This window comes from Pectobacterium betavasculorum, assembly GCF_000749845.1.
Classification (GTDB): Bacteria; Pseudomonadota; Gammaproteobacteria; order Enterobacterales; family Enterobacteriaceae; genus Pectobacterium; species Pectobacterium betavasculorum.
Window position 1 is genome coordinate 160,927 of sequence record NZ_JQHM01000003.1, and the last position, 16,694, is coordinate 177,620.

Here is a 16,694-nt window from a genome sequence, read left to right on the forward strand (position 1 = left end):
ATCGCATTACCAAGCCAGATTTGAAAATACCAACAGCGAGTTGGTCTCAGAAATCCGCTTCGCAACGAAAATGCATCGGGGTATTGAAAGCCGGGTGCGTGATAGCCAGTTCTTGTGCGTGAAGTAAAAGGCGGGGAGCCATCGCTTTAGCATCGGCATGTGCATAAAACCCATCGCCGAGGATAGGATGACCTAGCGCGAGCAGGTGAACACGCAGTTGATGCGAGCGACCGGTAATCGGCATTAGCTTGACGCGTGTTGTACCGTCAGCGTCACGCGAAAGTACCTGATACTCCGTCTGCGCTGCTTTTCCTGTTTCAAAGCAGACTTTCTGTTTCGGGCGGTTCGGCCAGTCGCAGATCAGTGGCAGATCGATGACGCCTTCATCCTGTGCCATATGCCCCCAGACGCGGGCAAGGTAGGATTTCTTGGGTTCTCGTTCGCGAAACTGGCGCTTTAATTCGCGTTCGGCTGCTTTCGTTAGTGCGACGGCAATCACGCCGCTGGTTGCCATATCCAGACGATGAACGGATTCTGCCTTGGGGTAGTCAGCCTGAATGCGGTTCATTATGCTGTCTTTGTGTTCTGGCGCCCGGCCGGGAACCGACAGCAGACCGCTGGGTTTATTCACCACCATGATGTGCTGATCCTGATACAGAATATGCAACCAGGGATCGGTAGGCGGATTATAGGGTTCCATTCACGCTCCAAAATACGTAAAAGACAGGGACGTCGCTGCTGTTTGATCGAAATACTCGGACTTATCACGAAGCGAGGTATTCCTGCGGAAACCTCATCTCCGTGCTTCTCTACTATGTGGCTATCCATGCACTGAAAAGTCTGGCTGCCCATATATGTATAAGAGGTTGCTGACAAAGTCCGCAGAGCGGAGGTAACGGATAGATCGTAAAGACGCTGCAAGTACGTCCATGTAAGCTCGGATTGCGCCATCCATGGCGCAAACGCTTTACTCTTCTATTCCGTTACTCCCGTTTTCATTCGGCGAATAGGTTTGTCAACGGTCTGATAAGGCATATATAGGCGGCACATTACTGATGTGTCACTACAACCAGACGAATCGCATCCAGACGCCAGTTGGCTTCGTGCAGGTTACTCAGCACCTGTTCACGCTGGTTTTCCAACGCGGTCAGCTCATCTTCACGAATGTTAGGGTTGACGGCTTTCAGCGCTTCCAGACGTTCCAGCTCGCGGCGCAGTTGCAGGTCGGCCTGCTGTTGTGCTTCGGTGATAAGCTGACGCGCCTGCGTTTCTACCAGCGCTTCTGCCTGTTGCAGCATGGCGTGAACATCGGGCTGTACCGCATTGACCAGCTTGCTGGATGTATGACGGTTTACTGCGTTGAGCTGGCGGTTGAAGCTCTCAAACTCAACCTGTGCCGCCAGATTCGTGCCCTTACGATCCATGAGCAGGCGAACCGGCGTAGGCGGCAGAAAGCGGGTCAGTTGCAGGTGTTTTGGTGCCTGTGCTTCCACAACATAAACCAGCTCCGCCAATAGTGTACCGACCGGCAGCGCTTTATTTTTCAGCAGGGAAACCGCACAGCTTCCGGTATCGCCGGACAGCACCAGATCGAGCCCGTTGCGGATGAGCGGATGTTCCCAACTGATAAACTGCGCGTCTTCGCGGGAGAGAGCCTGATCGCGATCGAAGGTGATCGTACAACCGTCCTGCGGCAGACCGGGGAAGTCCGGCACCAACATATGATCGGACGGCGTCAGAATGATCAGATTATCGCTGCGATCTTCCTGATTGATACCAACGATATCAAACAGGTTCAGAGCAAATGTCACCAGATTGACGTCATTATCCTGCTCGGCAATCGCCTGTGCTAACAGCTGAGCCTGTTCGCCACCGTTAGAATGCATTTCCAGCAGGCGATCGCGACCTTGTTCAAGCTGTTGCTTCAGGCGGTCGTGCTGTTGGCGGCAGGTATGGATAAATTCATCCAATCCTTGCTGCTCGCCGACTGTCGTCAGTCGCTCGATCAGCTGCGTGTGGTGCGCATCATAGATGGTGCGGCCTGTCGGGCAGGTGTGCTCAAACGCATCCAGCCCTTCATGATACCAGCGTACCAGCAATGCCTGTGCAGTGCTTTCCAGATACGGCACCAGAATCTGAATTTCTTTGGCCTGCCCGATACGGTCCAGACGACCAATACGCTGTTCCAGCAGATCGGGGTTGAACGGCAGATCGAACATCACTAACTGGCTGGCGAACTGGAAGTTACGGCCTTCGGAACCGATCTCTGAACAGATCAGCACCTGTGCGCCTTCTTCTTCAGACGCAAAGTAAGCGGCGGCGCGGTCACGTTCCAGAATAGATAACCCTTCATGGAAGACGGCGGCGCGGATCGCTTCACGCGTGCGCAACACTTGCTCCAACTGGAGCGCTGTCGCTGCCTGCGCGCAGATCACCAACACTTTTTCATCACGGTTGGCGGTCAGGTAGTTCAGCAACCATTCCACGCGTGGATCGAAGTTCCACCAGGTGGCATCGTCCCCTTCGAGCTGCTGATAAATTTGCTCTGGGTACAGCATATCGCGCGCGCGGGTTTCCAGTGGCTTGTTCGCATTCATAATGCCGGAAACTTTGATTGCCGTTTGGTACTGCGACGGCAGCGGCAGGCGGATTTGATGCAGGATACGCTGCGGGAAGCCTTTAACCCCCTGACGCGTGTTACGGAATAGCACACGGCTGGTGCCGTGGCGATCCATCAGCATGGTGATCAGTTCCTGACGCGCCTTCTGGTTGTCATCGCTGTCGCTGTTGATGGCTTTTAGCAACGGCTCGATGTCCTGTTCACCCAGCAGATCGCTCAGTGCATTCAGTTCAGCCGTTTGGGCTTTTTCACCCGCTAATAGTAGTGTGACGGCATCGGCGACCGGACGGTACTGCTGCTGTTCGGCAACAAATTCCTGATAGTCGTGGAAACGGTTGGGATCGAGCAGGCGTAAGCGCGCAAAGTGGCTTTGCTGGCCGAGCTGCTCCGGCGTTGCGGTTAATAGCAGAACGGCAGGGGTGGCGCGAGCCAGAGTTTCAATGGCCTGATATTCTGGGCTAGGGCTCTCTTCGCTCCAGACCAGATGGTGGGCTTCATCCACCACCAGCAGATCCCAGTCGGCGTTGACTAACTGCGCAAAACGCTGGGCGCTGCGTTGAACAAATCCCAGCGAGCAGATCACCAATTGTTCGGTTTCAAATGGGTTGCTGCTGTCTAATTTGGCTTCGGCATAGCGCTCGTCGTCAAACAGTGAGAACAGCAGGTTAAAGCGGCGCAGCATTTCCACCAGCCACTGATGTTGCAGAGTTTCCGGTACGACAATCAGCACGCGACTGGCACGCCCCGCCAGCAACTGCTGGTGGATGATCATACCGGCTTCAATGGTTTTCCCCAGACCAACCTCGTCCGCCAGCAATACGCGTGGCGCGTGGCGTTGGCCGACTTCGTGAGCGATGTGAAGCTGATGGGGGATAAGGCTGGCACGCATGCCGCGCAAACCGCCCCATTGTTGCAGCGCCTGCTCGTTCTGATGCTTACGGGCGCGATAGCGCAGCGCAAAGCGATCCATACGATCAATCTGCCCGGCGAACAGACGATCTTGCGGTTTGTTGAACGTCAGTTTGCTGTCCAGAAAGACTTCACGCAGTTCCGCTGGTGTTTCATCGTCCAAACGTTGGCCGCAATACACCAGCAACCCTTTTTCTTCTCGCACATCATCAACCTTGAGCTGCCAGCCTTCATGGCTGGTGACGGTGTCGCCGGGATTGAACATCACACGGGTGATGGGGGCGTCACTGCGGGAATAAAGTCGGTTTTCACCGCTGGCAGGAAAAAGCAGCGTTATCATACGCGTATCGACGGCAACAACCGTTCCCAGTCCAAGTTCGCTTTCCGTGTCGCTGATCCAGCGCTGACCAAGTGTAAAAGGCATAAATTCTTAGCTCGATGTCGTTTGTGTCGGGGGAATGTCTGAGTACATTATCGGGTGCCAATAATGCTGCTGATGCAAATTCAGAAAGGGCGTTATGGTAATGGATGACGGCGCGTTCGTCACCTCTCAAACTTGCTGTACCGTGAATTAACCGCTTTCATTTTAGATCATCTCATTCAGGTGTTTAAAATAATCCCATCTGACCTGTCACCCGTGTAGCAAAATCGTCATGCAGGAAAGGAAGAATGGCGTCTGCGACCGGCTGGAGCTGGCGTTCGACATAATGCTGGTAATCCAGCGGTGAATGGAGGGTTTCCAACGGTTCAGGGCCGTTGACGGTCATCACATAGCTGATCCAGCCCCCATTTTGGTATTGCAGCGGCCGCCCTTGCTGGCGGTTATAGTCATCGGCGATTTTAGCCGCTCTGGCGTGTGGCGGCACGTTGCGCTGGTAATCGTCAAGCTTGCGACGCAGCCGTTTACGGTAGATTAACAGATCGTCAAAATCACCGTTCAGAGTACGGTCGACATAATCCCGCAGCCAGTCTTGATAAGGCTGTTGTTGAAAAATCAGCAGATAGAGCTGCTGCTGAAACTGCTGCGCCAGCGGCGTCCAGTCGGTACGCACGGTTTCCAGCCCTTTGAACACCATCTTTTCGCCTTGTGGCGTATCGATCAGGCCAGCGTAGCGTTTTTTACTGCCTTGTTCCGCGCCGCGAATCGTTGGCATCAGGAAGCGACGAAAATGCGTTTCAAATTCCAGCTCCAACGCGCTGGTTAACTGCTGAGTATCTTGCAGATGCTGTGTCCACCACTGATTAACGTGTTGCACCAGTGATTTGCCAATCTTTGCGGCTTCTTCTTCGCTGTGTGCGTGCTTAAGCCAGACGAACGTGGAATCAGTATCGCCATAAATCACCTGATAGCCTTGCTCTTCGATCAGTTCGCGCGTTTTGCGCATGATCTCATGACCGCGCAGAGTGATCGAGGAGGCGAGACGCGGGTCGAAAAAGCGACAGCCTGTAGCACCCAGTACGCCGTAAAAGGCATTCATGATGATCTTCAGCGCCTGCGACAGCGGCTTATTGTTAGTGCGCTTTGCCGCTTCACGCCCTTGCCAGATTTGCTCGACAATCGCAGGCAAACAGTGCTGTTCGCGGGAGAACCATGCCCCGCGAAAACCGGAGACGGCATGCTGAGCGTCTGGATTCTGTGTTCCTACCGCCAGCCCGACTGGGTCGATCAGAAAGGTACGAATAATAGAGGGGTAGAGGCTCTTATAATCCAGTACTAAGACCGAATCATACAGGCCGGGACGCGAATCCATCACAAATCCGCCGGGACTGGCTTCAAGCGCGACCTCGCCCAGATTGGGAGCGACGTAGCCCATGCGGTGCATACGCGGTAAATAGAGGTGGGAAAATGCCGCAACGGAGCCGCCGCTGCGGTCTGCCGCCAGCCCAGTGACGCTAGCGCGCTCTAACAAGAAAGGCAACAGCTCGGTCTTGTCGAAAATACGCGTGACCAATTCGCAGTCTTGCAGGTTATAGCGGGCGAGTGCAGGTTTATCTTCGGCAAAACGGCGATCAATTTCATCCATCCGTTGATAGGGCGTGTCGATAGCTTTGCCTTCCCCCAGCAGCGACTGAGCAACAAACTCCAGGCTAAATGAGGCAAAATTCCATGTTGCAGATTTTAGCGCTTCAATGCCATCGATAATCAGACGACCAGTGGCGCTGGCAAAGAAATGCCCCTGTTTAAAGCCGTGTTCCCGCCATTCCAGCGCGTTCCCGTTACGCCCCAGCTTGAGCGGAATATTGTAGCGCTCGGCATGTTTCTGCAAAACGCGCAGGTCAAACTGCACCAGATTCCAGCCGATGATGGCATCGGGATCGTGCTGTTGCATCCAGGTGTTCAGCTTTTCCAGCAGTAGCGGGCGGCTGGCGACGTACTCAAGCGTAAAATTATCGTGCTCGGCAGACGCACCGTTAGGTGGGCCGAGCATGTATACCTGGCGCTGTCCGCAGCCTTCCAGCCCAATGCAGTAAAGCTCGCCGTGGCGGTTGGTTTCGATATCCAGTGAGACCAGTCTGAGCGTCGGGCGATAGTCGGGATTGGGTTTCATGCGAGCCTGCGTCAGCAGATTATCTGACGTGGGTGTCCCGCTCAGCCACACGGGCGCGGTGATGAAACGCTCCATCAGAAAACGCTCCGGCGGACGAATATCCGCTTCGTAGACCTGAACGCCACCTTCACGCAGTAACTTTTCTAGCCGCAGCAACTGACGGTATTGCGGGCAATAAAGCCCCAACAGCGGTTGATGGTGGAAATCCTGCATGGCGAGCGCCTTCAACTGCCAGCGCTTTTCCTGCTGTAAGAGTGTCCTTGCGCGGGTTTCCTGCTGTGCGGGAATAAAGGCAATGGCTTCTTGTACCGGCAGCCGGGCGAGCAGCGGGCCCTCATCGGTAGCCAGCCAGAATTCAACCTGCGTGCCTGCTGGCGTATCGTTCCAGTGGCGGGTCAGTAGAAACCCTTGACGAAGCTGAGTCACTAAGCGGCCTTTTATAGCGAACGGGATAAGGAAATATAGTGGAGTTAAGTATGGTTATTTATACAGGTGATGTCCAGTGACATCACCAATGATAAGAGAGGAGGAATTTGAATTAATGCTCGTCATTTAATGCTGAAACTACGCGGTTGCGGCCTTCTTGCTTGGCTTGATATAGCGCTTCATCCGCCAGCTTGAAGGTACGCTCGATCGACATGTCGCTGACAGATGGCTGCCACAGTGCCACCCCTAATGAGATCGTAATGTTGCCCACGACAGGAATGGTCGATTCCTGCGTGCGCTGCCGCAGCCGTTCGGCAATGCTGAGTGCCACGTCAAGACTGGTTTCCGGCAGCAGAATTAAAAACTCTTCGCCGCCGCTGCGGCACAGAATATCGGAATCGCGCGAACTGGTACGAATCAACTGTGATAAATAACGAATGACGTTGTCTCCGACGTCATGCCCGTGGGTGTCATTGATGCGTTTGAAGCGGTCTATATCCAGCGCGATGACGGAGAAGCTTTTCTGCCCCATCTGCCAGTAGCGGAGAACGCTATCCAGCCCACGACGATTGAGCAGTTCGGTCATCGGGTCAGAGTGTGCCTCAGAGCGTAGCTTACCGATCTTACGCTGGAGTAAATCAATACCCAGTAGCATCGCCTGTTTGAGCTGTGAGGCTTCAAAATACCAGGAGTGAATATTTCTGATATCGTTGGAGACGTCCGCCGCATCCATCTTATTTGCGCTACGGGCCAATAGCCAAAGCGGCTGAGCGATGAGTCGGGCAAGAAGCCAAACGCAAAATATGGTTAAAAGCGCTAGCGGGAGCGTGTGGCGCAGAACGTTCAACATCAGGCCATCCAGCGGTTTCAGCGTAATGTCTGTCGGGCGTAGAGCTACGATCTCCCATTGCGAGATGGATTCAACAGCATAGCCCGCTAACATTTTCTCACCCTGATAGTTCATCATAGGCTGGCTGCCATTGTCTTCGTGCTGTGTGTCGAGCTTTAGATTATTGGCTTCTGTTTTGCCAATACGTTCTATATCACGGTGATACAGCATTTTTTTGTTTTGGTCAGTGACGTAAATATAAGAGCCGTCGCGATAATAGTGTTTATCTAATAGCGTATTGAGAACGCTGGGCTGTTTAAGATAGATCGAACCACCGACAAACCCTTTGTAGCGACCATCCCGTGTGAAAATCGGTGAAGATATCAGCACGATGAAATTATTGGCGGCGGACACGTAGGGTTGACTGATAAGAGGGCGCCTTTCTTTCAGGGCATCGAGTACGCCGTCTGTTGTCAGGTTTTTTCCGATTAGCTGGAGGGTATCGGGTGACGTGGCTCTGACGATCCCTTTTTCATCGGCTATGACGACAGAATTGAAATAGCTGGTCTGTAGCCGCAGGCGATCGGCTTCTTTAAACAGACTGCCCTTATCATCCATTTGGGTGGCGACGATATTTGAGCTGTAGGCTAACTGCTGCTGGGATTCTTTAAAGAAAGAATGGGTCATGGCCGCGAGCTTGGTAGCGTAAACACGGTTGGCCTCAAGCGTGTTATCAATCAGAAGCTCTCGTTGGACGCGATAGCTGGCATAAAAGCTGTTTGCCAGCGTTACCAATGCGCTCGCTACTGCCAGAAGTAGGATAAGGCGCCGTAATCCGAAATGGTTGAGTAGTTTAAAAAACATAGTGGCAGTGCGATAAAGTGGCAAAAAATGACCGCCATCATAAGTGCTGATGCCCGCGGGTGCAAAAGAATTGACCAGCAATCAGGAGTTGACGGCTTCTGCTATGATCCAGACAATCCTTGTTTTGTATAACGTACGGATAGGTTTTATGGAAGCGTGGCTGGATCTTCTGGTTACTCAATCACTCGCGTATTCACTGATCGCCGTCATACTGGTTGCCTTTCTGGAATCTTTGGCTCTGGTGGGGCTGCTGTTGCCCGGCACGGTGATGATGGCAACGCTGGGGGCACTTATCGGCAGTGGACAAATGGGGCTATATCCAGCGTGGGCGGCTGGCATCATCGGTTGCCTGCTAGGGGACTGGATTTCCTATTTTATTGGCATGCGCTTTAAAGCTCCGCTGCATAACTGGTCTTTTCTGAAAAAGTACCAGGCGTTACTGAATAAAACCGAGTATGCCCTGTATCAGCACCCGATGCCGACGATACTGATCGGGCGTTTTGTCGGCCCGACGCGGCCATTAATCCCGATGGTCGCGGGAATGTTGGGCTTACCGCCGTATAAATTCGCTGTGCCGAATATCATCGGTTGCCTGCTGTGGCCACCGGCCTATTTCTTCCCCGGTATTCTGGCTGGCGTCGCGATTGATATTCCCGCAGGGACCAACAGCGCGGGCTTTAAGTGGCTGCTGCTGGCGACCGCCATTGTGGTGTGGGTCGCAGGCTGGTTAAACTGGCGCTGGTGGCGCAGCGATAAGCGTAAACAGCAAGATTGGTTTAGCAAAAAGCTACCGCTTAGACGTCTGCGTTGGGTGGCTCCAGCCGTGTCCGTGGCGGCGATTGTCTCGCTGATCGTGCTGATTCAGCACCCGTTAATGTCGGTTTACCGTCATCTATTGTGGCAAGTGTTAAACGGGTGAGATTGGGCAGGCCGGGAAAGACCCCGGCCACGCCAGCTAGCAGTAAAACTCGGCGACCTGCTCGAAAATACGCATTTCTTCACCGTGACGACGTACCTGAAGGACGTCTTCCAGCTTTTCCACCTGACTGATCATCTGCTGTAGCCGCTGGTCATCTTTGACCAGTAGCCAGATCCGGCTTTCCTCTCCGTTTGCCAGCGGCATACATAGAATGCCTTCCACGTTAAACGCCCGACGGGCAAACAGGCCGCAAACGTGTGACATCACACCGGGATGGTTGCGCACCGATAGCTCTAGCGTGACCTGATTTGACGTTGATTTCGTTGGCGAAGTTAGTTGAATTGACATAGTCATTAATCTCCGATCATATCGATGTTCGCGGCGCCCGGCGGCACGATGGGGAAAACTTTTTCATTGGCGTCAATACGTACGTGGATCAACGCCGGACCCGGCTGATTGAGCGCGTCTTGCAGGGCGGCTTGCGGGTCGGTAGCTGCATTCAGATCGCAGGTTGCAAAGCCGAAACCTGCGGCAATGGCGAGGAAATTGGTACTGTAACGGTAATCGGCAGCGAAGATGCGTTGCTGGAAAAACATATCCTGCTGTTGATGGACCAGGCCTAGCGACTGGTTATTCATCAGGACGATTTTTACATTGAGTCCTTCTTCCGCTGCGGTCGCTATTTCCTGAATATTCATCATCAGGCTGCCATCACCAGAGAAACACACGACGGTGCGCTCCGGTTCTGCCAGTGCTGCGCCAATTGCCGCAGGTAAGCCGAAGCCCATCGTGCCAAATCCGCCGGATGTCAGCCACTGGCGTGGACGACGTAGCGGGTAAGACTGCGCAACCCACATCTGGTGTTGGCCGACATCGGTCGTGATGATGGCATCATCTGTCAGCGCCTGTGCCGTAGCCTGAACCAGACCATAATGGCTCAACGGATTGTCAGCATTCGGCATGCTGAACGGAAATTCCTGTTGCAATCCGCTAACGGTTGCACGCCAAACATCACGTTGCTGCGGGGTGATATGCGGCAGCAGGTGATCCAACGCTTCGGCAACATCCGCATTGATCGCCACGTGCGGCTGGCGGATCTTGCCCAGCTCAGCCGGATCAATATCGATGTGAATGATACTGGCGTGCGGGCAGAAGTGTTCCGCTTTACCAATTGCGCGATCGTCAAAACGCGCACCCAGGACAATTAACAAATCTGCCTGTTCTAAGATCAGATTGGTTGATCGTGCGGCGTGCATCCCCAACATACCGAGCGATAGGGGATGATCGACGGGCATGGCACCCAGAGCCATCAGCGTCATGGTGGTTGGCAGGCTAGTGCGTTCCGCCAGTTGAACCGCCTGTTCGTGCGCGACACCGCTAATAATTCCGCCACCCAGATAGAGAATCGGACGCTGGGCTGCGTTAATCATGGCCGCAGCGCGTTCAATTTCCTGCCGAGGAATAGTCGGTGGCGTATCGAGAGGGAAAATATCTGGCAGTTCGCTCAACTCAATGGTCGCGTTTTGAATATCTTTTGGAATATCGATCCACACCGGACCGGGACGACCCGACTGTGCGATGCGGAAGGCCTCTGGGATCACGCGCGGCAGTTCGTTGATATCACGAACCAGATAGTTATGTTTGGTGACGGGAATGGAGATGCCGTAGGTGTCGACTTCCTGAAACGCATCGGTGCCGATCATGCTGGAAGGCACCTGACCGGTGATGCACACCAGCGGGATCGAATCCAGTTTGGCGTCGGCGATGGCAGTAATCAGGTTGGTTGCCCCTGGGCCGCTGGAAGCCATACAAACCGCAGCACGCCCGCTGGCTCGCGCCATGCCTTGTGCCATAAATCCTGCGCCTTGCTCGTGGCGAGCCAAAACATGGCGGATAGTCTTACTTTGGCTCAGAGCATCATATAACGGCAGTGCTGCACCGCCGGGGATACCTGCTACGGTGGTGATACCCTGCTGTTCGAGCAGCCGAACAATCAACTGAGCGCCTGTATAACGCATGTTTACATCCTTCATCAGGGCCGGTGCGTTGTCGGAGCAGGGAGGGTAGAAACAAGAAACCCCGCTCGGCTGGCGCCGGCGGGGTTTGAGAATCTTCGATTCGGAACCCGTTACGGCGCGCTGCCGACGACGACGACTGCCACGAGCACGACGACGACCACGTCAATATGCGCGGTGTTTAGTAGTGCTGAAGTGGAAGAAGAGTAGTGCGTCACGGGAATCCTAATTTAAGTTCGGGTTATTTACATTCGAGCGCTTTATGGTCGAGCGATACATTCGAATGAATAATCAATCACCAATCCATATAAGCACAGCAGTACAAAAAGACACAATACCCACAAGGGATAAAAACGGAATATGTATTATGGATCACGATTTTCTATGTGTTATGCCTAGGATAGACGCTGCATCGGCGCTGCCATCCTGTAACGCTTGAGTTGGCCCATCATAATAAATCTGCCCGTCCACGATCAGCACCGTGCGTTTTGCGATCCGCATGGCATCATCCAGATTATGGGACACCATCAGCAGCGTAAACTGGCGCTCCTCACACACGCTTTCAACCAGATCGAGCATCTCCTGACGTAATGCGGGATCGAGTGCCGAAAACGGTTCATCTAACAGCAGAATGGGCTGGTGACGCACCAGACAACGTGCCAATGCCGCACGCTGACGCTGCCCACCAGAAACCTGTGAGGGCAGACGATCCAGAAGATCGGTTAATCCGACCCTGTCAGCAATTTGCCGCAGCGTTTCGCGCTGTGCCGCACTGAGCCGCAGGCCGGGGTGCAACCCCAGCGCGATGTTCTGCCCAATCGTCAGATGAGGAAACAAGTTATTTTCCTGAAACAGGATTGAAACTGGCCGCTTGGCAGGGGGCGTCTCGCGGTGAGATTCGCCGTTAAGCCTCAATTCGCCGCTGTCTGCCATCAGGAAGCCAGCCACCAGATTCAACAGCGTGCTTTTCCCCGCGCCGCTGGGGCCCAGGATGGCGATACGCTCACCCGGTTTGACGTGAAAATCAAAACGCATGGGTAAGTGCTGATAGAAGTAGGTCAATTTCTCAAGCGCGATCATGACGGCCTGCCAGTTTCTCAATCAGGGTAAATAACATAAAGCACAGCAGCATCAACAACAGTGCCGTGACTGCGCCGTCGGCGCTGCGATAGGAACCAATTTGCTGGTACAGATAGAACGGTAGCGTGCGGAATTGCTCATTGCCGAATAGCGCGATAACGCCAAAATCACCGATCGACAACACGCAGGCAAAGGCTAACGCCTGCACGAGCGGCTGTTTCAGCGCGGCGAGTTCGATCAACTTCAATCGCTGCAAGCCGCGAATATCCAGTGAAGTACAGAGCCGGTTGTAGCGCTCGGCAACGTCCAGCATCGGGTTTTCCAACACCTTGATGGCATACGGAATCGCCATCAGCGCATTCGTGAACACCACCAGCGCGTAAGGAGATTGCGGCAACCCGATGCTGTTATTCAGCAGCAGGAAAAAGCCCGTGGCGAGCACAATACCGGGCATGGCGAGAATGAGCATGCCGCTCAGGTTCATCAACTGCCCGTAGAGTGGCTTCTGGCGTAACTTGAGCTCGCGGCTGCTCCAGAGCAGCATCATGGTCAGCACCAGACACAGTAACCCTGCGCCTAAGGCAATGCGTAGCGAGGTAAACAGCGTTTGCCAGAGCACGGGCTGTTGCAGCACGGAAACCAATGAGCGGTTCACGCCATCAACGACCACGGCCAGCAAGGGGGGAACGACCAGCAGCAACAGCGCACCGATCAGCAGGCCGTCGGTGAGGCGGCTTAAGGCGCTATCCTGCGGGTTACGCCAGGCAAGCTGCTGCGTATTGCCGACAGGTAAAATACTCCCCAACCGTTGGCTCAACAGCACTAAACCGAGACAGCAGAACATCTGGATTAATGCCAGCAGTGCCGCGCGTGCCGGATCGTAATCAAAGCTTAATGCCTGATAGATAGCCAGCTCAATCGTGGTCGCCTGCGGGCCACCGCCGAGCGACAGCACCGTGGCAAAGCTGGCAAAGCAGAGCATAAAAATCAGCGCACCGGTTGGTAAAATCTGTCTGCGCAGGGCAGGCCATTCCAACAGACGGAAATGCTGCCAGCTGTTCATGCCCAGATTGGCGGCTAACTGACGCTGCTCGGTGGCAATGCCTTCCAGTGACTGCAACAACAATCGGGTTGCCAGCGGCAGATTGAAGAACACATGCGCCAGCAGGATGCCTTGCAGCCCATAGGGCGAAAAGGTGTATTTCAGGTCAAACCAGCCCAGCACAGAGGCCAGCCAGCCTTGTCGGCCATACACGCTGAGCAGGCCAAAAACGGCGACCAGTACGGGCAGAACCAGCGTCATCGCGCACAGGCGCAGTAGCCAGCGGTAGCCGGGGAAACGCCGTCGATATAGCGCTCTGGCGAGAAAAATCGCCGGAACGGTAGAAAATAGCGCAGAGAGAAAGGCCTGCCAGAAGGTAAACCGAATGACATGCCAGAGATAGCTGTCATGCCATAGCGTGCGCCATTGGCTTTCTGGCGCCTGTATCCACAGTGCGCCAAAAGCCAGTACGGCAACAGAAATTAACAGCGTGGTGGCCAGTAGCCCTGGCCACAGACGTCCGCCGATCAGTGGCTGACGGCGCGTTGCCATGCCTGAATCCACTGTGTCCTTTGGTCGGCAACGTCCTGCGCGCTGAATTGCATGGCTTTCTCAGGAACCGCAAGCGTCGCGAAGCCTGCTGGCAGTTCGGTTTTAATGGCCGGATACATCCAGTTGGTGGTGGGAATAGCCTGCTGGAAGGTTGGGCTCAGGATGAACTGCATAAAGCGTTTTGCCAGCTCGGGATTTTTACTGGAAGCCAACTGCCCGGCGATTTCGATTTGCAGGTAATGCCCTTCGCTAAAGGTAGCCGCTGCGTAGTTATTTTTCTTCTCTTCGATGATGTGATAGGCCGGTGACGTGGTGTAGCTCAGTACCAGATCGGCTTCCCCTTTCAGGAACAGGCCGTAGGCTTCGCTCCAGCCTTTAGTGACGGTAACGGTTTTTTTCGCCAGCTTCTGCCAGGCTCGCGGCGCATCATCGCCGTACACTTTCTGCATCCATAGAAGTAAACCTAACCCCGGTGTGCTGGTGCGCGGGTCCTGATAAATCACTTTCCACGGCGCGTTGCTGTCCACCAGTTCATGCAGGCTTTTCGGTGGGCTCTTCAGCGAGTCTTTGTTATACACAAACGCGAAGTAGCCGTAGTCGTAAGGGATGAACGTTTTATTGCTCCAGCCGCCCGGCACTGTGACGGCGCTGGTGTCCTGATCGTGTGGCGTAAACAGGCCGGTTTGCTCAGCTGCCTGTAACAAGTTGTTGTCCAGCCCCAGAATGATATCCGCTTTGCTGTTTTTGCCTTCCATACGCAGACGGTTCAGCAGCGACGCGCCATCCTCCAGTGCGACGAAATTCAATTCGCACTCGCACTCTTTTTCAAACGCGGTCTTGATGACGGGACCAGGACCCCATTCTGAAGCGAATGAGTCATAGGTATAAATGGTAAGCGCGGGCTTGGCGAAGGCGGATGCTGAGAGTAGTAACAGACAAGGCAGGCTGGTTTTCAGCACGATGGCTGAACGTTGTAATAATTGATTTAACACTTTGCACTCCTGAGAATCATAGGGTGGCAAAGGACTTCGAGGCAGCAATAAGCCGCACCCTCAAATCCCTTCGCCGGTATTAACCGGATCAGGTTCGACGGGTATCTTCTCAGCGAAAAAATTTCCGCACCCCGTTGAGAACGGCTCATTGTAAAGGGTTAAGTCGGGTAGTGAAAGGTTCTCAGTGTTCCGGTGGCGCAAACCAGGCAGACTTAAAATCAAACCACCCCAACATATTCATCCTGACGCCGCGCATACTGCGCTGTCCTTGAAGTTGCAGCCAGTGATGTAATAGCGGATGCAGTTGCCCACTCTTGATAAGTTTTTCACACCATTCCGCCATCGGCAACGTATGGTTACGCCACTGCTGTGCGTCTGTGTTGAGGTCGTCATTCAGGCAATGTTGCACCAGTGGCAGCTCATAGAGCATGGCGAACAGCGAGAATTCGAGCGGCAGATAACAATTCAGGCTGCCAAACCAGATATCGCTCTCGGCATTGCCCTGATACCAATCTTCGTAACTGATGGTTTGGAGACGTAGGGTAACGCCCTGTTGTGCCAGCAGCGTGCGCATAATCTCGCTTAATATCCGATACTCCGGGTGTTCCTGATAGAACGTAAGTGTGACTTCTGTTAGCCCTTCTGGCATGGACTGTGGCGTATCGGGATGGTGGTGATGCCAGCGCGGCAGCAGGCTGTAGGCAGGCGACCAGTCACGTTGGTTGCTGATATTGGCGTGGCTGAGCAGCGAAATAGGGTTAAATACCTGCCTGAGCCATTGCAGCGTTTCTGGACGCTTGTTCAGCGGCGAGCGCTTGTCGAATAACAGGAAATAGCCGCCTTCTTCCATTCGGCTTTCCAACTGTTCATTATGGGAATCATCTGACTGGAATTGAACAGACACTGGCATTTCTTCTGGCTCGTCCGGCAGTACCCAGATGTTAACCTCATCAATCAGCGCCCGATAGCCAAAGTAGTCATCAAAGGCGTGAATTTTCAATTGATTACTGTTATTACGAGCTACAGCGTAAGGTCCGGTGCCAATCGGGTGTTGGGCGAAATTTGGCAACGTTTTCCACTCCTGTGGCAGGATCATGGCGTGTACGCTGGCCAGGAGCCACGGTAGCCATTTATCTGGACTGCTCAGCCTGATATCAATCACAAACGGCATCGGTGAGGTCACGGCTTCAATATGTGAGAAGAGGGGAAGCGGAGTGAGTCGTGATAAGGATGTGGTGATATCGTCCATCGTCAGTTCACGACCGTGATGAAAACGTATGGCCGGACGCAGATAAAAGCGCCAATGCAGGGGAGATAGGCTCTGCCAGTGATGGGATAAATCGGGTTTCAGTTCCCCATTTTCCTCATTTATATTGGTCAGCCCGCTGAAAATTTGCCGCGCAATGTGCATTTCCGAGCGCCGCAGTGCCGAACTGGGGAGTAAATTGCGCAATGGGCGATAATAGAGAATGCGCAGAATGTGCTTCCCTTGCCGGAAACTCCGTCCAAGGTGCGCCAATAGCATCTGGCGCACCGCTTCTTTGTCACCCACCAACTGCACCAACTGCTCAATACGATCCTGTTCTAGCAAATCTTCGGCGCGCTGTTGCTGTAGGGCTAATCCGGTATAGACAAAGGAGAGCTGCGAGCGTTTTCCTCTTCCCGCTTCGGCCTGCCAGACGAGCCAACCCTCTTGCTGCATCGCATTCAGCAATGAGCGGATATGGCGGCGCGAGCAGTTCAGTACCCCCGTCAGCTCTTGCAGCGTGGTGTCGGTGGTTTGTCCCTGAAAGTGTTGCCACAGGCGGATGAACTGTTGTTGCAATCGAGGAGAAGACATAAAAGAGGAACTCCCTGCACTAAAGTCATCAATTTATCTTTCCCTATATTACGTCGA

Annotated in this window: 11 protein-coding genes and 1 riboswitch; of the genes, 1 reads left to right on the forward strand and 10 read right to left on the reverse strand. The window is 53.9% G+C overall.

All coding sequences use genetic code 11. The features are described 5' to 3' along the window. Positions 1-46: 46 nt before the first annotated feature. The 4 genes from rluA to KP22_RS10820 form a co-directional block, all read right to left on the reverse strand. Positions 47-700, reverse strand: a complete 654-nt coding sequence (gene rluA / locus KP22_RS10805; protein WP_039305679.1) for a bifunctional tRNA pseudouridine(32) synthase/23S rRNA pseudouridine(746) synthase RluA — start codon at positions 698-700, stop codon at positions 47-49. Positions 701-1,049: 349 nt separating this feature from the next. Beyond that, on the reverse strand, positions 1,050-3,953 hold the full coding sequence (gene rapA, locus KP22_RS10810; protein WP_039305682.1) for an RNA polymerase-associated protein RapA: 2,904 nt from the start codon (positions 3,951-3,953) through the stop codon (positions 1,050-1,052). 184 nt (positions 3,954-4,137) lie between these two features. After that, positions 4,138-6,504: a DNA polymerase II gene (locus KP22_RS10815; RefSeq protein ID WP_039305685.1), complete on the reverse strand. Its 2,367-nt coding sequence runs from the start codon at positions 6,502-6,504 to the stop codon at positions 4,138-4,140. 112 nt (positions 6,505-6,616) lie between these two features. Then, positions 6,617-8,197, reverse strand: coding sequence for a sensor domain-containing diguanylate cyclase (locus tag KP22_RS10820; RefSeq protein ID WP_039306011.1), 1,581 nt, complete (start codon positions 8,195-8,197; stop codon positions 6,617-6,619). Positions 8,198-8,345: 148 nt separating this feature from the next. Between KP22_RS10820 and KP22_RS10825 the strand changes: the two genes are divergently transcribed. Next, positions 8,346-9,116: a DedA family protein gene (locus KP22_RS10825; RefSeq protein WP_039305688.1), complete on the forward strand. Its 771-nt coding sequence runs from the start codon at positions 8,346-8,348 to the stop codon at positions 9,114-9,116. Positions 9,117-9,152: 36 nt separating this feature from the next. Here the strand turns inward: KP22_RS10825 and ilvN are convergent, their stop codons facing one another. The 6 genes from ilvN to sgrR all read right to left on the reverse strand — a co-directional run bounded on the left by ilvN (position 9,153) and on the right by sgrR (position 16,637). After that, positions 9,153-9,464 carry an acetolactate synthase small subunit gene (ilvN, locus tag KP22_RS10830; RefSeq protein ID WP_039306014.1) on the reverse strand — a complete coding sequence of 104 codons (312 nt, stop codon included), beginning with the start codon at positions 9,462-9,464 and terminating at the stop codon, positions 9,153-9,155. Positions 9,465-9,469: 5 nt separating this feature from the next. Then, positions 9,470-11,134, reverse strand: coding sequence for an acetolactate synthase large subunit (gene ilvB / locus KP22_RS10835; protein WP_039305691.1), 1,665 nt, complete (start codon positions 11,132-11,134; stop codon positions 9,470-9,472). A 369-nt stretch (positions 11,135-11,503) separates the two neighbouring features. Further along, on the reverse strand, positions 11,504-12,211 hold the full coding sequence (thiQ, locus tag KP22_RS10840) for a thiamine ABC transporter ATP-binding protein ThiQ (protein WP_039305694.1): 708 nt from the start codon (positions 12,209-12,211) through the stop codon (positions 11,504-11,506). Continuing rightward, positions 12,198-13,805, reverse strand: a complete 1,608-nt coding sequence (gene thiP / locus KP22_RS10845; RefSeq protein ID WP_039305696.1) for a thiamine/thiamine pyrophosphate ABC transporter permease ThiP — start codon at positions 13,803-13,805, stop codon at positions 12,198-12,200. Before thiP ends, thiQ begins: the two co-directional genes overlap by 14 nt. Continuing rightward, positions 13,781-14,764: a thiamine ABC transporter substrate binding subunit gene (gene thiB, locus KP22_RS10850; protein ID WP_156103753.1), complete on the reverse strand. Its 984-nt coding sequence runs from the start codon at positions 14,762-14,764 to the stop codon at positions 13,781-13,783. The genes thiP and thiB overlap by 25 nt, the downstream gene beginning before the upstream one ends. An 80-nt stretch (positions 14,765-14,844) precedes the next feature. Continuing rightward, positions 14,845-14,941, reverse strand: a riboswitch (TPP riboswitch). Between the two features lie 37 nt (positions 14,942-14,978). Next, complete coding sequence (gene sgrR / locus KP22_RS10855; protein WP_039305700.1) at positions 14,979-16,637, reverse strand: HTH-type transcriptional regulator SgrR; 1,659 nt, start codon at positions 16,635-16,637, stop codon at positions 14,979-14,981. Between the last annotated feature and the right edge of the window lie 57 nt (positions 16,638-16,694).